Source organism: Thermoactinomyces sp. FSL K6-2592 (genome assembly GCF_038006465.1).
In the GTDB taxonomy this organism is placed as follows: domain Bacteria; phylum Bacillota; class Bacilli; order Thermoactinomycetales; family Thermoactinomycetaceae; genus Thermoactinomyces; species Thermoactinomyces vulgaris.
This window is the reverse complement of the sequence record NZ_JBBOVH010000003.1, coordinates 62,518-76,296: the sequence shown is the minus strand read 5'-3', so window position 1 is coordinate 76,296 and position 13,779 is coordinate 62,518. Positions and strand designations below refer to the sequence as shown.

Here is a 13,779-nt window from a genome sequence, read left to right as displayed (position 1 = left end):
AGGGAACCAAAGATCAACAACGAAAAGGTTTCACGGGAGGTTTTGACAGCGTGAACAGGTTTTTGCGCTCGTTTTTTGCCCTTCTGATTTTGTTGGCCGGGTCATTGGCTTTGGTTGGCGGCACGGGTTATGCCGAACCCGGGGGATTTGATGTTCCCAAGGTGAATGAAGATTTCGATCAGTTTGAACACACTCCCGCGCCGCAAAAGCAACAACCGATCCATAACACAGAAGTGCAGGCTGAAGAAAAAGGATTCTGGGACAAGACGACCGAATTTTTCAAAGACGGCTGGGAGTGGGTCAGCGAGAAAGGTTCAGAGTTCATCCATTGGACCAAGGAAAAAGTAGCGGATTTCTTGGAAGCATTTGAGAAAATCTTGTCCTTGTTAACGTCGGTTGTGATTGTGGTCGGCAGCTTCTTTAAAGGATTGGGTAAAGCCCTTTGGGATGCCCTCAAAGGGATCGCCGATATCATAGCACATCCCATTGAAACATTAAAAAATTTGTTTCATGCGATTGCCCATCCGATTGATACCATCAAAGCAATTTGGCAATCCATTTCGGAATCGTTTATACGTGATGTGATCCACGGGGATGCCAAAAGCCGTGCAGAATGGTTTGGCTATGCGCTTGGAGAAATTGTCTTGGCTGTGGTGGGAACCAAAGGTGCGGACAAAGTCGGCAAAATGGCAAGGGCAAGCAAATTGGCGAGAAAAGGAAGTGGTTTGCTTGAAAAACTGCCCGCCCCCGTACAAAAAGTGTTTACCAAAGACTTTTGGAAAAATGCAGCCAGCACTCTTTCCCGAAAGTTAAATATCAATTGGAAGAACGCGGCAATTACCGGTGTAACCGGAACGGCTCTCACAGTAATTGGATATTTTGGAATCCCCAAAATTGCCCCTGCGGCCATGAAGGTATACAAAAAGCTGGATTGCCTGGTTTATGAACAACCGGCAGACAGCTATGTGGCCATGATGCTGTTGCCAAGTGGTAAGAGTTGTGGAGATAAAGGGATTTCAAATACCGAATCAAAGACTGCTGACCCTTATGGTGGATATTATCAAAGGAAACAACAGAGAACCGAGGAATATCAAAAGAATATTACAAACCCTATAACCAAGGCGCAATTACCCAAAAAAGGAAAATTCAGATTTATTCCAGGAAAGGAAGTTAAGTATGATAAAAAGTTGGGAGGATATGTAGATAGATTTGGCAATGTGTGGAAAAAAGGACCCTATCATGGAGATCCCAATAAAGACTTTGATTTTGAATGGGATGTACAACTCTCAGAAAAAGGGTTGAAAAAATGGGGGCAATATACCAAAAATAATAAAAAGTATATCAATGTAACACCAGACGGTGAAATTTCACATTAACGGAGGGGAATATGTTTCAGTTAAGTTTATTTATGGATTGTCAGAGTGAAGATGAAGCACTGATTGTATTAAACGATATAATGAAAAAAATTGAAAATTATGTTGACTCATATCATATTGTTGAAAACGAACCCTATTGGAAAGTTGATGGTTGGTTTAAAATTACATGCAATGTTGAAACTTCAAGTGTTCTGGATCACCAAAAAGCAGAGGTCATACTTAATAAAATTTCAAACAAGTGGTCTTGGGATAAAGGAAGGATTTCTGCCGTTTCTAGTGCAAATAAAATGGGAGCAGTCTTTTGTAATACAAAACTGCGATTTTGCAATTGTTGGTTTGAAGACTTTGAATAACATTTACATTATTTCTATAGAAATTGAGATATTAGTGTTAAGAATTAAAGAATTAAGATGTATTAAGCAAAATGATCGATCCAGCAAATTAGCAGGATGAATTATTTGAAAGAATGTAACAAAAACTGAAGGGTAACTTTTCCGCATATTATTGTTATCTTTTGCAGGGGGATAACATAATAAAAAGATATATTGATTGATGTTACAAGAATTAAAAACAGGAAAATATATTGATTGGATTAGAAGGGCAGTCATTTCAGGACTGTCCTTTAATATTGTAACCTTAGCAAAAAATACCCGCTAGTGCGTGGATGACAAGTGGTTATATTAATTTTTTCTTCCTATATATTCAAGAAGTGGAGAATCATATCCAACGCTTTATGTAATGGTTTACCTTTTGAATCTCTGGAAAATAATAAAAATGCGCGGCTTTACATATGGTTCGAACCATTTTAGGGTTCAGGTAAAGTTGGTGTTACAGGAACCCGAAAACCGGGGAATGGACCGTGTAAGATAGGGGTGTTCGGTAAAGGAAATAACCGGGATCAGATGAGGAGGCAGAGGCGAATGGAACGTTTGTTTATCGCGGACAAAAAAGAGTTTGCGGAATCAAAGAAATGGGTTGATCATGTGTTCAACACGGAGCAGGAATTGCCGGAGAAGGTTTTTCAAGAATCGTTCCACGGGTTCAAGTTTGAAGAATTTGATTGGGCGATGGGTGAATCGTTTTGGCCTGTCCTTCAGGATTTGTGCCGAAAATTCTGATGGGCGTTTTGAATCCGGATCCGGTCCGCTATTATTATAAAGCGTTTGGCCGTTTTTCCTGGGCGAAACTGCCGGTGGATTTATCAGCGGATGAATATTTTTCTGTACTGGCGCATGGACCTGCAAAAAGTCCTGCGGATGCAATCCTGTATCACTCTTATACTGTCGTGTGGGTGCCTCCGTCCGGAAAGTGGGGAATCTGGGGAGAAAGGGATATGGGGGTATGTGTGTTGGGATTTCGCGATGAGAAAGACCGATGGCATCGTCTGCCTTTCTTAAACCATTGGCATCCAATCAATGCGACGGTTTTTTCATGGATGAGTTTGAACTTTTCCCAACAACAACTTCCGGAAGCGTTTGTTAAAAAAATGAAATTGAACTACCCGGTATGAGAGGGGACTGACCATCCTTTTAAGAAGAGAAGAGGTTTTATCTTGTCTTTTTGCCGTTGCAAACTTGATGATATCGTATCTGTATATCAAAACATAAATATTTATTACAGATAGAAAGATAGATGATTGATATTGCAATGAAAGCGGATCGAATTTGATATATTGCAAATTGGACAGAAATTGACAGGAATCCATGAGCGTTTTGCCTTGTCGTTCGTTGTGTGGGAAATAGGTGTGTATTTGCATGATCCGGAGGTGATCAGCGAGCTTGCCGACCGTTTTCACCTGTTTTATGCAACGTTAATCATTCTCCAAAGAAAAAGGAGGGGATTGGTCCCCTCCTTTTTTTATTTATAAGCCATCCGGTATTGTTCGGGGCCGAAATAGGAAACATCACGGTTTCCTGCGGCATCCAGCACCCAGAAGGGATTGCGGAGCAATTCGCGTCCCAAGAAGACCAAATCGGCCCGTTCATTTCCCAGAATATCTTCCGCTTGTTCCGGTGTGGTGACAAGGCCGACGGCACCGGTGGCAATGCCGGCTTCTTTTTTGATCGCTTCAGCATAAGGAACCTGATAACCCGGATGGATTTTGTCGGGTGCCACGGGCAGGGTTCCCCCGGAAGAAACATCGATGAGATCGACGCCCCATTCTTTCAGTTTGCGTGCCAAGGCAATGCTGTCTTCGATTTGGATCCCGTCCGGATGATGGTCCACTGCGGAGATGCGGACATAAAGCGGACGATCCGTTCCCCATGTTTCCTGAACGGCTTGAATCACTTCTTTGAGAAAGCGGGAACGGCCGTCCAGGTCTCCGCCGTATTCATCTGTGCGTTGATTGCTGAGCGGGGATAAAAACTCGTTGATCAGATAGCCGTGAGCGGCATGGATTTCTACGATGTCAAACCCGATTTCTTTTGCACGGCGGGCAGCATCGGCAAAGGACTGGACCACGGTTTTTATGTCTTCAGTGGTCATTTCATTCGGTGTTTTGCTTTTATCGTCAAAGGCAATGGCACTGGGGGCAATGATGGGCTCATCGACCTCGGCTTTCCGGCCGGCGTGGGCGAGTTGGATGGCGGTTTTGACACCCTGGCTGTGGGCAAAGTCCACAATCTCTTTCAACCCTTCCTTTTGCCCGTCGTTCCACAGTCCCAAGTCACGGGAGCTGATCCGTCCGCGGCTTTCCACGGCCGTTGCTTCGATCATGATCAAACCCACTTTTCCCAGTGAACGGGTGCCGTAATGGACACGGTGAAAATCAGTGACTTTTCCATCTTCGCCAGCGGAATACATGCACATGGGCGACATCACGATGCGGTTGGGCAGTGTGACATTTTTTTGCGTGAATGTTTGAAAGATCGAGGACATCTCTGTTCACCTTCTTACCTTCTTTTTTTATTGTTACTTACTAAAAATTATTATACATGTTTAATAGTTGATTCGCTATATCCATTATGGATTTGTGCAAGAATAGATAAAACCAAAGGGATGAAACATAAAACTGTTGACCGCATTAAAACGGCTTGTTATGATTATGATGATTTTTGGCTAAGACTTTTGCCGTATATGTTTGGGAATAGGGCCCGAACGTTTCTACCCGGCCACCGTAAATGGCCGGACTACGGCGAATAGGTCTTCGGGAATCCTATATGTTTTCTTCATTTCATTTCCATTCATCATGAAGAATGCAAAAATATGGTGAACCGGGGTCCTGTATCGCCGTGCGGTATGGGTGTCCCGGCTTTTTTATTAAGTTTGGCAAAAGTTTATTTCGCTGGAAGAGAGGTTGCGACGTATGGAAAAACCATTGGAACGAGTTGTCGTGCTGGATTTTGGCGGACAGTACAATCAATTGATTGCCCGGAGGATCCGGGATCTTGGTGTGTTTAGTGAGCTGTTACCCGGAACCATTTCCGCCGAAAAAATCCAAGAGATGAAACCCAAAGGCATTGTTTTTTCCGGTGGGCCCTATAGCGTGTATGATGAAGACTCGCTCAAATGCGATCCCAAGATTTTTGAACTCGGCATTCCCGTTTTGGGGATCTGCTACGGGATGCAGTTGATTGCCAGCCACTTTGGGGCCAAAGTGGAAAGGGCCAAAAAACGGGAATACGGGAAGTCTGAATTGGAAGTTGTTTCCGATTCCCCGCTCTTTAAAGGTTTGGATGAAAAAGAGCTTGTTTGGATGAGCCACAGCGACGTGGTGACCGGCGCCCCGTCCGGATTCCGGGTCGACGGAAAAACGGAATCGGCTCCGGTGGCGGCAATGAGTCTTCCGGAACAAAGGATTTATGCCGTGCAATTCCATCCGGAAGTTCGCCACACGGTAAACGGAAATCAATTGATTTCCAATTTCTTGTATGAAGTTTGCGGTTGTGAAGGAAACTGGAGCATGGAATCGTTTATCGATCATGCCGTCCAAGAAATCCGCGAACGGGTTCAAGACCAAAAAGTGTTGTGCGCTTTAAGCGGAGGTGTGGATTCCTCGGTGGTTGCGGCATTGATCCACAAAGCGGTCGGAGACCAGTTGACCTGCATGTTCGTGGATCACGGTTTGTTGCGCAAAGGCGAGGCGGACAGTGTCGTGAAAACATTCGGGGAAAACTTCCAGATGAACCTGGTGAAAGTGGATGCCAAAGACCGTTTTTTGAGCAAGTTGAAAGGCGTTACCGATCCGGAACAAAAACGGAAAATCATCGGCAATGAGTTTATCCGCGTCTTTGAAGAAGAATCCGCCAAGTTCGGGGATCACCGTTTCCTCGGGCAAGGGACTTTGTACACCGATGTGGTGGAGTCCGGGACGGACACGGTTCATACGATTAAATCCCATCACAATGTCGGCGGTTTGCCGGAAGACATGAAGATGGAATTGATTGAGCCGCTCAATACGCTCTTTAAAGATGAAGTCCGGAAAGTCGGGGAAGAACTGGGACTTCCGGCTGAAATTGTCTGGCGTCAACCTTTCCCGGGACCGGGACTGGGAATTCGCGTGATTGGCGAAGTGACCGAAGAGAAATTGGAAATTGTCCGTGAAGCGGATGCCATTTTGCGGGATGAAATTCAAAAAGCCGGTTTGGACAAGGAGATCTGGCAGTATTTTGCCACTTTGCCCGACTTCAAAAGTGTGGGAGTCATGGGTGATGTCCGGACCTATGCTTACACGGTGGGGATCCGTGCCGTCACCTCGGTGGACGGGATGACTGCAGATTGGGCACGCATTCCTTATGATGTGCTGGAAAGAATTTCAAACCGCATCATCAATGAAGTCGAAGATGTAAACCGGGTGGTCTACGATATCACTTCGAAGCCGCCGTCAACCATCGAATGGGAATGATCGGGAAGGATAGGTAGAAATCATGTCAGTCATCCAACGTTTTTTCCAATTGGACGAACATAAGACCGATGTGAAGACCGAAGTGCTGGCGGGCGTGACCACGTTTTTCACGATGGCGTATATTTTGCTGGTTTCCCCATCCATGATGGGGCAGGCGGGCATGGATATGGGAGCCGTTTTTGTGGCAACGGCTCTTTCCGCCGCCGTCGGCACGTTCTTGATGGGGGTGATTGCCAATTACCCCATTGCACTGGCTCCCGGATTGGGACTCATCGCGTATTTTACTTTCACGGTCGTTTTGGGAATGAAGTTGCCTTGGCAAACCGCATTGGGAGCCGTCTTTTTATCCGGAATCATCTTTTTTCTTTTGACCGTCACGAAAGTGCGTGAGCTCATCATCAACTCGATTCCCACCGGGCTGAAATATGCTGTCTCGTCCGGGATCGGGATATTTATTGCATTCATCGGCTTGAAAAATGCCAATGTCATTGTGGATTCTGAATCCACGTTTGTGATGATCAATCCGCACCTGACGGAAAAACCGGAGATTTTGCTTACCATCTTTGGTTTGTTTATCACCACGGTATTGATGGTGCGAAAAGTGAAAGGCGCGATTTTTATCGGCATGTTGATCACCGCGGTTGCGGGAATGATCACCGGTCAGGTTCAAGTGCCGGCTGACTTTTTTGCCCTGCCGCCGAGCATGGCGCCGACTTTTATGAAGCTGGATGTTCCGGCTGCTTTGGAACTCGGACTTTTTACGATTGTTTTTGCTTTTTTGTTTGTTGATTTATTTGATAATGCAGGGACGTTGGTGGGGGTGGCCAGCCAGGCCGGACTGCTGAAAGATAACAAACTGCCCCGTGCGGGGAGAGCGTTGTTTACCGATTCGGTGGCCACCATGTTGGGGGCTGTGTTCGGCACCTCCACCGTGACTTCTTATATTGAGTCTTCGGCGGGAGTGGCGACCGGAGGACGCACCGGGCTGACATCGGTTGTCACGGCGGTCTGTTTTTTGGGAGCTTTGTTTTTCTTCCCGTTGATTGAGTCGCTGGCATCCGTTTCCGCCATTACTTCGCCGGCATTGGTCATTGTGGGCGTGTTGATGGCCGGAAACCTGAAAAAGATTGAATGGGATGACCTGAGTGAAGCGATTCCGGCTTTCATCACGGTGATCTTTATGCCGTTGACCTTCAGCATTGCAACGGGAATTGCGGCCGGCTTTGTTTTTTATCCTTTGTGTAAACTGGTGGCCGGCGAAGGGAAAAAAGTGAATGTGATTGTTTATATTTTGGGGATTATCTTTGCTTTGCGGTTTATCTTTTTGGGAGCCGTCTGAGGTGATGGCCCGAAGCTTTCTCCTGTCACGGGGGAAAGCTTTTTTCTTTGCATACTTTGTCTTTTGTTTCAAAGACTAAGAGGAAAGGAGGAGAGTTATGTCTCGAAAATATGTGGTGGCAGTGATATTCTGGAGCTTGTTCCTGTTGATTTTACCGGTGCAGGGGATGGCTCAGGAATCCTGCCGGGAGCTGGAACCGGATGTCTGCCGTGCGGTTGGACAACTGATGAAACAAAAAGAGCAGGCCGTTCACAGACGGAAACTTGACCTGTTTCTCCAAACCATCGATCCCGAAAACACTTTTTACAGGCAAGAGCAAAAGCGTTGGTTTCAAGATGCGATACAAGGGATGGATCCGGATTCTTTTCATTTGAAAGTGCTGTCTGTCATGCCGGATCGGGACAAGACGGTACGCATCGTGGTGGAACAGGTTTATTCAGCCAAGGGGGAACCGGTGAGTGTCCGGTGGCCGGTCCGGTTGCGTCTGACGCCCCAAGGATGGAAAGAGTCGGACTTGGCTTTTGAACAATGGGGGGATCAAAAAATTACGGTTTATTACACGAATCCTGCATTAAAGATGAATGCGCAGATTGCTTATCATACCTTGAAAAAAGCCGCTGCCAAACTGCAAAAGCGCTTGGCATGGCAACCGCAAAAAATGGAAGTGAAGCTGTATCATGATCCTGAATGGTTTCGTCAGTCGGTGAAACCTTCATTGCCCCGGTGGGCTGGAGGATGGCATGAGGCCAATCAGTCCATCAAGTTTCTTGCCGGACACACGGCGCCGGATCAATTGGCTTCCGGAATGATCCATGAACTGGCGCACCAGGCAGTGAGCGATTTGACCAATGATAACGCCGCTTATTGGTTGCAGGAAGGGGCGGCGATGTATTATGAAGCGCATTTGATGCCGGAGCTCCATGTGAATCATCAGGTGGAATTATTGGAGAGAACATGGTCGCTTGCAGATCTGGAAAACACACCGTTGGAAAAATTGCCCGCTGAAAAAGCACACCAATATTATTTGAACAGTTATGTCCGGTACCGGCAGTTGGTCGGACAATACGGGGAGGAAGGAATCCAAAAACTCTTTGCCAGATTGAAAAAGTTCCCTTACATCGATGAGGAGAGCGAACCGAAAAGAAAGCAACTCAATCAAAGAACCCGCAAAGCATTATCGGAGGTTTTTTGTAACGGAGAAAAAAATTTTAAAAAAAGTGTTGACTTATGTCGGGGAAGGTGATAACATCGTATTTGTCGCCGCGAGAGAGCGGCAAACATAAAGCGAAATGAAGTGTTCCTTGAAAACTGAAGAGTGAAGACATGACTCGTTAATTCTTGAGAGTTCACATCAAACTTTTTTGGAGAGTTTGATCCTGGCTCAGGATGAACGCTGGCGGCGTGCCTAATACATGCAAGTCGAGCGGGAGAATCATCCTTCGGGATGAGGATCCAGCGGCGAACGGGTGAGTAACACGTGGGCAACCTGCCCGCAAGACCGGGATAACTCCGGGAAACCGGGGCTAATACCGGATAGTCCTTTTCCCCGCATGGGGAAAAGGGGAAAGGCGGCTTCGGCTGTCACTTGCGGATGGGCCCGCGGCGCATTAGCTGGTTGGTGAGGTAACGGCTCACCAAGGCGACGATGCGTAGCCGACCTGAGAGGGTGATCGGCCACACTGGGACTGAGACACGGCCCAGACTCCTACGGGAGGCAGCAGTAGGGAATTTTCCGCAATGGGCGAAAGCCTGACGGAGCAACGCCGCGTGAGTGAGGACGGCCTTCGGGTTGTAAAACTCTGTTCTTGAGGAAGAATTCCTTCCAGGCGAACAGCCTGGAAGGTTGACGGTACTCAAGGAGAAAGCCCCGGCTAACTACGTGCCAGCAGCCGCGGTAATACGTAGGGGGCGAGCGTTATCCGGAATTATTGGGCGTAAAGCGCGCGCAGGCGGCTGATTAAGTCAGGTGTGAAAGGCTGCGGCTCAACCGCAGAGCGGCACCTGAAACTGGTCAGCTTGAGTGCAGGAGAGGGGAGCGGAATTCCCGGTGTAGCGGTGGAATGCGTAGAGATCGGGAGGAACACCAGTGGCGAAGGCGGCTCTCTGGCCTGTAACTGACGCTGAGGCGCGAAAGCGTGGGGAGCAAACAGGATTAGATACCCTGGTAGTCCACGCCGTAAACGATGAGTGCTAGGTGTTGGGGGGCTACGCCCCTCAGTGCCGAAGGTAACCCATTAAGCACTCCGCCTGGGGAGTACGGCCGCAAGGCTGAAACTCAAAGGAATTGACGGGGGCCCGCACAAGCGGTGGAGCATGTGGTTTAATTCGAAGCAACGCGAAGAACCTTACCAGGGCTTGACATCCCGCTGACCCCTCCAGAGATGGAGGTTTCCTTCGGGACAGCGGTGACAGGTGGTGCATGGTTGTCGTCAGCTCGTGTCGTGAGATGTTGGGTTCAGTCCCGCAACGAGCGCAACCCTTGTCGTTAGTTGCCAGCATTTCGGATGGGCACTCTAACGAGACAGCCGGTGAAAGCCGGAGGAAGGTGGGGATGACGTCAAATCATCATGCCCCTTATGTCCTGGGCTACACACGTGCTACAATGGCTGGTACAAAGGGCAGCGAACCCGCGAGGGGGAGCCAATCCCAAAAAGCCAGTCTCAGTTCGGATCGCAGGCTGCAACTCGCCTGCGTGAAGCCGGAATCGCTAGTAATCGCGGATCAGCATGCCGCGGTGAATACGTTCCCGGGCCTTGTACACACCGCCCGTCACACCACGAGAGTTTGCAACACCCGAAGTCGGTGAGGCAACCTTTTAGGAGCCAGCCGCCGAAGGTGGGGCAGATGATTGGGGTGAAGTCGTAACAAGGTATCCCTACCGGAAGGTGGGGATGGATCACCTCCTTTCTAAGGAGCTCATTTCGAGCAAAAACGTTTCAAAGAGTCATGTCTCACACTCTTTGGTTTTCAAGGAATACTGATGGCCAACCTTCCGGTTGGTCATTTGTATCTAACCTTGAATATTGAATCACTCACTTCAAATTTTTTATAAAAAAGGGTTGCATTTTTCTTGCGACCGTGATATATTACTCCTTGTCGCCGCGAAAGGCGGTGGACAAAAGGAAAAAGAACGCACCTTGAAAATGAGATATGGAAGAAGCAAGACGAGGTTGGAGAAGCTCGTTTGACGAGAATCTTCACACGTCGCTTGTCAAGTTGCAATCACCGGGAGAAGTAATCTCCAAGAGAGCCAGTAGGGTAAGCTACTAAGGGCACACGGTGGATGCCTTGGCGCCAGGAGCCGATGAAGGACGGGACGAACACCGATATGCCCCGGGGAGCTGTAAGTGAGCGTTGATCCGGGGATGTCCGAATGGGGGAACCCGCCAGCTTGAAGAGCTGGCACCGCCATCTGAATCCATAGGATGGACGGGGGCACACCAGGGGAACTGAAACATCTTAGTACCCTGAGGAAGAGAAAGCAAACGCGATTCCCTGAGTAGCGGCGAGCGAAACGGGAACAGCCCAAACCGGTTGGCTTTGCCAACCGGGGTTGTAGGACGTCTCACACGGAGTTACAAAGGTGACGGATAGATGAAGTGGTTCTGGAAAGACCCGCCAAAGAAGGTAACAGCCCTGTAATCGAAATCGGTCACCCTCCGAGACGGATCCTGAGTACCGCGGGACACGTGAAACCCCGTGGGAAGCAGGGAGGACCACCTCCCAAGGCTAAATACTCCCTGGCGACCGATAGTGAACCAGTACCGTGAGGGAAAGGTGAAAAGCACCCCGGGAGGGGAGTGAAAGAGAACCTGAAACCGTGTGCTTACAATCAGTCGGAGTCCTTTTAAAGGGATGACGGCGTGCCTTTTGTAGAATGAACCGGCGAGTGACGGTTACGTGCGAGGTTAAGGTGAGAAGCCGGAGCCGCAGCGAAAGCGAGTCTGAACAGGGCGAATGAGTACGTGGCCGTCGACCCGAAACCGGGTGATCTACCCATGTCCAGGGTGAAGTTCCGGTAACACGGAATGGAGGCCCGAACCTGTTGGTGTTGAAAAACCATAGGATGAGGTGTGGGTAGGGGTGAAATGCCAATCGAACCCGGAGATAGCTGGTTCTCCCCGAAATAGCTTTAGGGCTAGCCTCGGAGAGGAGTCGTGGAGGTAGAGCACTGATTGGGCTAGGGGCCCCCACAGGGTTACCGAACTCAGTTAAACTCCGAATGCCACAGACTTGTCCTCCGGGAGTCAGACTACGAGTGCTAAGATCCGTGGTCGAGAGGGAAACAGCCCAGACCGCCAGCTAAGGTCCCAAAGTAACCGTTAAGTGGCAAAGGATGTGGAGTTGCCCAGACAACCAGGATGTTGGCTTAGAAGCAGCCATCATTCAAAGAGTGCGTAATAGCTCACTGGTCAAGTGACTCTGCGCCGAAAATGTAACGGGGCTAAACGGTTCACCGAAGCTGCGGATGTCCTTCGGACATGGTAGGGGAGCGTTCCAAACAGCAGCGAAGCTGCTTCGTGAGAAGCGGTGGAGCGTTTGGAAGTGAGAATGCCGGTATGAGTAGCGAAAAGAAGGGTGAGAATCCCTTCCACCGAAAGCCTAAGGTTTCCTGAGGAAGGTTCGTCCGCTCAGGGTTAGTCGGGACCTAAGCCGAGGCCGAAAGGCGTAGGCGATGGACAACAGGTTGAGATTCCTGTACCACCTTGTTCCGTTGACGACGGGGGGACGCAGGAGGGTAGAGAATCGCGCGACTGGTTGTGCGCGTCCAAGCAGTGAGGCTGAAGAGACAGGCAAATCCGTCTCTTCTTAAGGCCAGGCTGTGATGGCGAGGGAAGTTTCAGTACCGAAGTTCTTGATCTCACACTGCCAAGAAAAGCCTCTAAGGAGGAACAAGGTGCCCGTACCGCAAACCGACACAGGTAGGCGAGGAGAGAATCCTAAGGTGCTCGGGAGAACTCTCGTTAAGGAACTCGGCAAAATGACCCCGTAACTTCGGGAGAAGGGGTGCCCCGTTAGGGTCTTCGGGCCCGAGGGGGCCGCAGTGAAGAGGCCCAGGCGACTGTTTAGCAAAAACACAGGTCTCTGCAAAGCCGCAAGGCGAAGTATAGGGGCTGACGCCTGCCCGGTGCTGGAAGGTTAAGGGGAAGAGTTAGCTCACGCGAAGCTCTGAACCGAAGCCCCAGTAAACGGCGGCCGTAACTATAACGGTCCTAAGGTAGCGAAATTCCTTGTCGGGTAAGTTCCGACCCGCACGAAAGGCGTAACGATCTGGGCGCTGTCTCAACGAGAGACCCGGTGAAATTGTACTACCAGTGAAGATGCTGGTTACCCGCGACAAGACGGAAAGACCCCGTGGAGCTTTACTGCAGCCTGATATTGAATCCGGGTACGGCTTGTACAGGATAGGTGGGAGTCTGCGAAGCCGGAGCGCCAGCTTCGGTGGAGACGCCGGTGGGATACCACTCTGGCCGTATCGGGGTTCTAACTCGCCGCCGTCATCCGGCGGGAGGACCGTGTCAGGTGGGCAGTTTGACTGGGGCGGTCGCCTCCTAAAAGGTAACGGAGGCGCTCCAAGGTTCCCTCAGCGCGGTTGGAAATCGCGCCCTCAGAGTGCAAAGGCAGAAGGGAGCTTGACTGCGAGACCTACAAGTCGAGCAGGGACGAAAGTCGGACTTAGTGATCCGGTGGTTCCGTGTGGATGGGCCATCGCTCAACGGATAAAAGCTACCCCGGGGATAACAGGCTTATCTCCCCCAAGAGTCCACATCGACGGGGAGGTTTGGCACCTCGATGTCGGCTCATCGCATCCTGGGGCTGAAGTAGGTCCCAAGGGTTGGGCTGTTCGCCCATTAAAGCGGTACGCGAGCTGGGTTCAGAACGTCGTGAGACAGTTCGGTCCCTATCTGTCGCGGGCGCAGGAAATTTGAGAGGAGCTGTCCTTAGTACGAGAGGACCGGGATGGACGCACCTCTGGTGTACCAGTTGTTCCGCCAGGAGCACCGCTGGGTAGCCAAGTGCGGAAGGGATAAGCGCTGAAAGCATCTAAGCGCGAAGCCCCCCTCAAGATGAGATTTCCCATTCCCTTCGTGGAAGTAAGACCCCTTGTAGATGACAAGGTAGATCGGTCCGGGGTGTAAGCACAGCAATGTGTTCAGCTGACGGATACGAATCGGTCGAGGGCTTTCCCTACTACTTCTCACGGTTGCTTTGCTTCT

Annotated in this window: 8 protein-coding genes, 2 rRNA genes and 1 riboswitch; of the genes, 9 read left to right on the top strand and 1 reads right to left on the bottom strand. The window is 49.6% G+C overall.

The window, feature by feature from the left end; translation table 11 throughout:
- The first annotated feature begins 161 nt into the window (after positions 1-161).
- From NYE37_RS13090 to NYE37_RS13075, 4 genes are all read left to right on the top strand, one after another.
- Positions 162-1,376, top strand: coding sequence for a polymorphic toxin type 17 domain-containing protein (locus NYE37_RS13090; protein WP_340712072.1), 1,215 nt, complete (start codon positions 162-164; stop codon positions 1,374-1,376).
- 11 nt (positions 1,377-1,387) lie between these two features.
- Entirely contained in the window at positions 1,388-1,729 is a 342-nt protein-coding gene (locus NYE37_RS13085; protein ID WP_206760072.1) for a hypothetical protein, read from the top strand.
- A gap of 567 nt (positions 1,730-2,296) precedes the next feature.
- Positions 2,297-2,494, top strand: a complete 198-nt coding sequence (locus NYE37_RS13080) for a hypothetical protein (RefSeq protein WP_340712071.1) — start codon at positions 2,297-2,299, stop codon at positions 2,492-2,494.
- On the top strand, positions 2,458-2,886 hold the full coding sequence (locus tag NYE37_RS13075; RefSeq protein ID WP_232335536.1) for a hypothetical protein: 429 nt from the start codon (positions 2,458-2,460) through the stop codon (positions 2,884-2,886). The genes NYE37_RS13080 and NYE37_RS13075 overlap by 37 nt, the downstream gene beginning before the upstream one ends.
- A gap of 347 nt (positions 2,887-3,233) precedes the next feature.
- Here the strand turns inward: NYE37_RS13075 and namA are convergent, their stop codons facing one another.
- On the bottom strand, positions 3,234-4,256 hold the full coding sequence (gene namA, locus NYE37_RS13070) for an NADPH dehydrogenase NamA (protein WP_062843365.1): 1,023 nt from the start codon (positions 4,254-4,256) through the stop codon (positions 3,234-3,236).
- Positions 4,257-4,428: 172 nt separating this feature from the next.
- Positions 4,429-4,530: riboswitch (purine riboswitch) on the top strand.
- 153 nt (positions 4,531-4,683) lie between these two features.
- Between namA and guaA the strand changes: the two genes are divergently transcribed.
- From guaA to NYE37_RS13045, 5 genes are all read left to right on the top strand, one after another.
- Entirely contained in the window at positions 4,684-6,222 is a 1,539-nt protein-coding gene (gene guaA, locus NYE37_RS13065; protein ID WP_037996405.1) for a glutamine-hydrolyzing GMP synthase, read from the top strand.
- A 31-nt stretch (positions 6,223-6,253) separates the two neighbouring features.
- Positions 6,254-7,561 carry an NCS2 family permease gene (locus NYE37_RS13060; protein ID WP_181729210.1) on the top strand — a complete coding sequence of 436 codons (1,308 nt, stop codon included), beginning with the start codon at positions 6,254-6,256 and terminating at the stop codon, positions 7,559-7,561.
- A 97-nt stretch (positions 7,562-7,658) separates the two neighbouring features.
- Positions 7,659-8,804, top strand: coding sequence for a peptidase MA family metallohydrolase (locus NYE37_RS13055; protein WP_062843363.1), 1,146 nt, complete (start codon positions 7,659-7,661; stop codon positions 8,802-8,804).
- 115 nt (positions 8,805-8,919) lie between these two features.
- Positions 8,920-10,468: ribosomal RNA gene (locus tag NYE37_RS13050) — 16S ribosomal RNA — on the top strand.
- Positions 10,469-10,817: 349 nt separating this feature from the next.
- Positions 10,818-13,753 (top strand): 23S ribosomal RNA (locus tag NYE37_RS13045).
- Together the 16S and 23S rRNA genes form the textbook arrangement of a ribosomal RNA operon.
- Positions 13,754-13,779 lie beyond the last annotated feature (26 nt).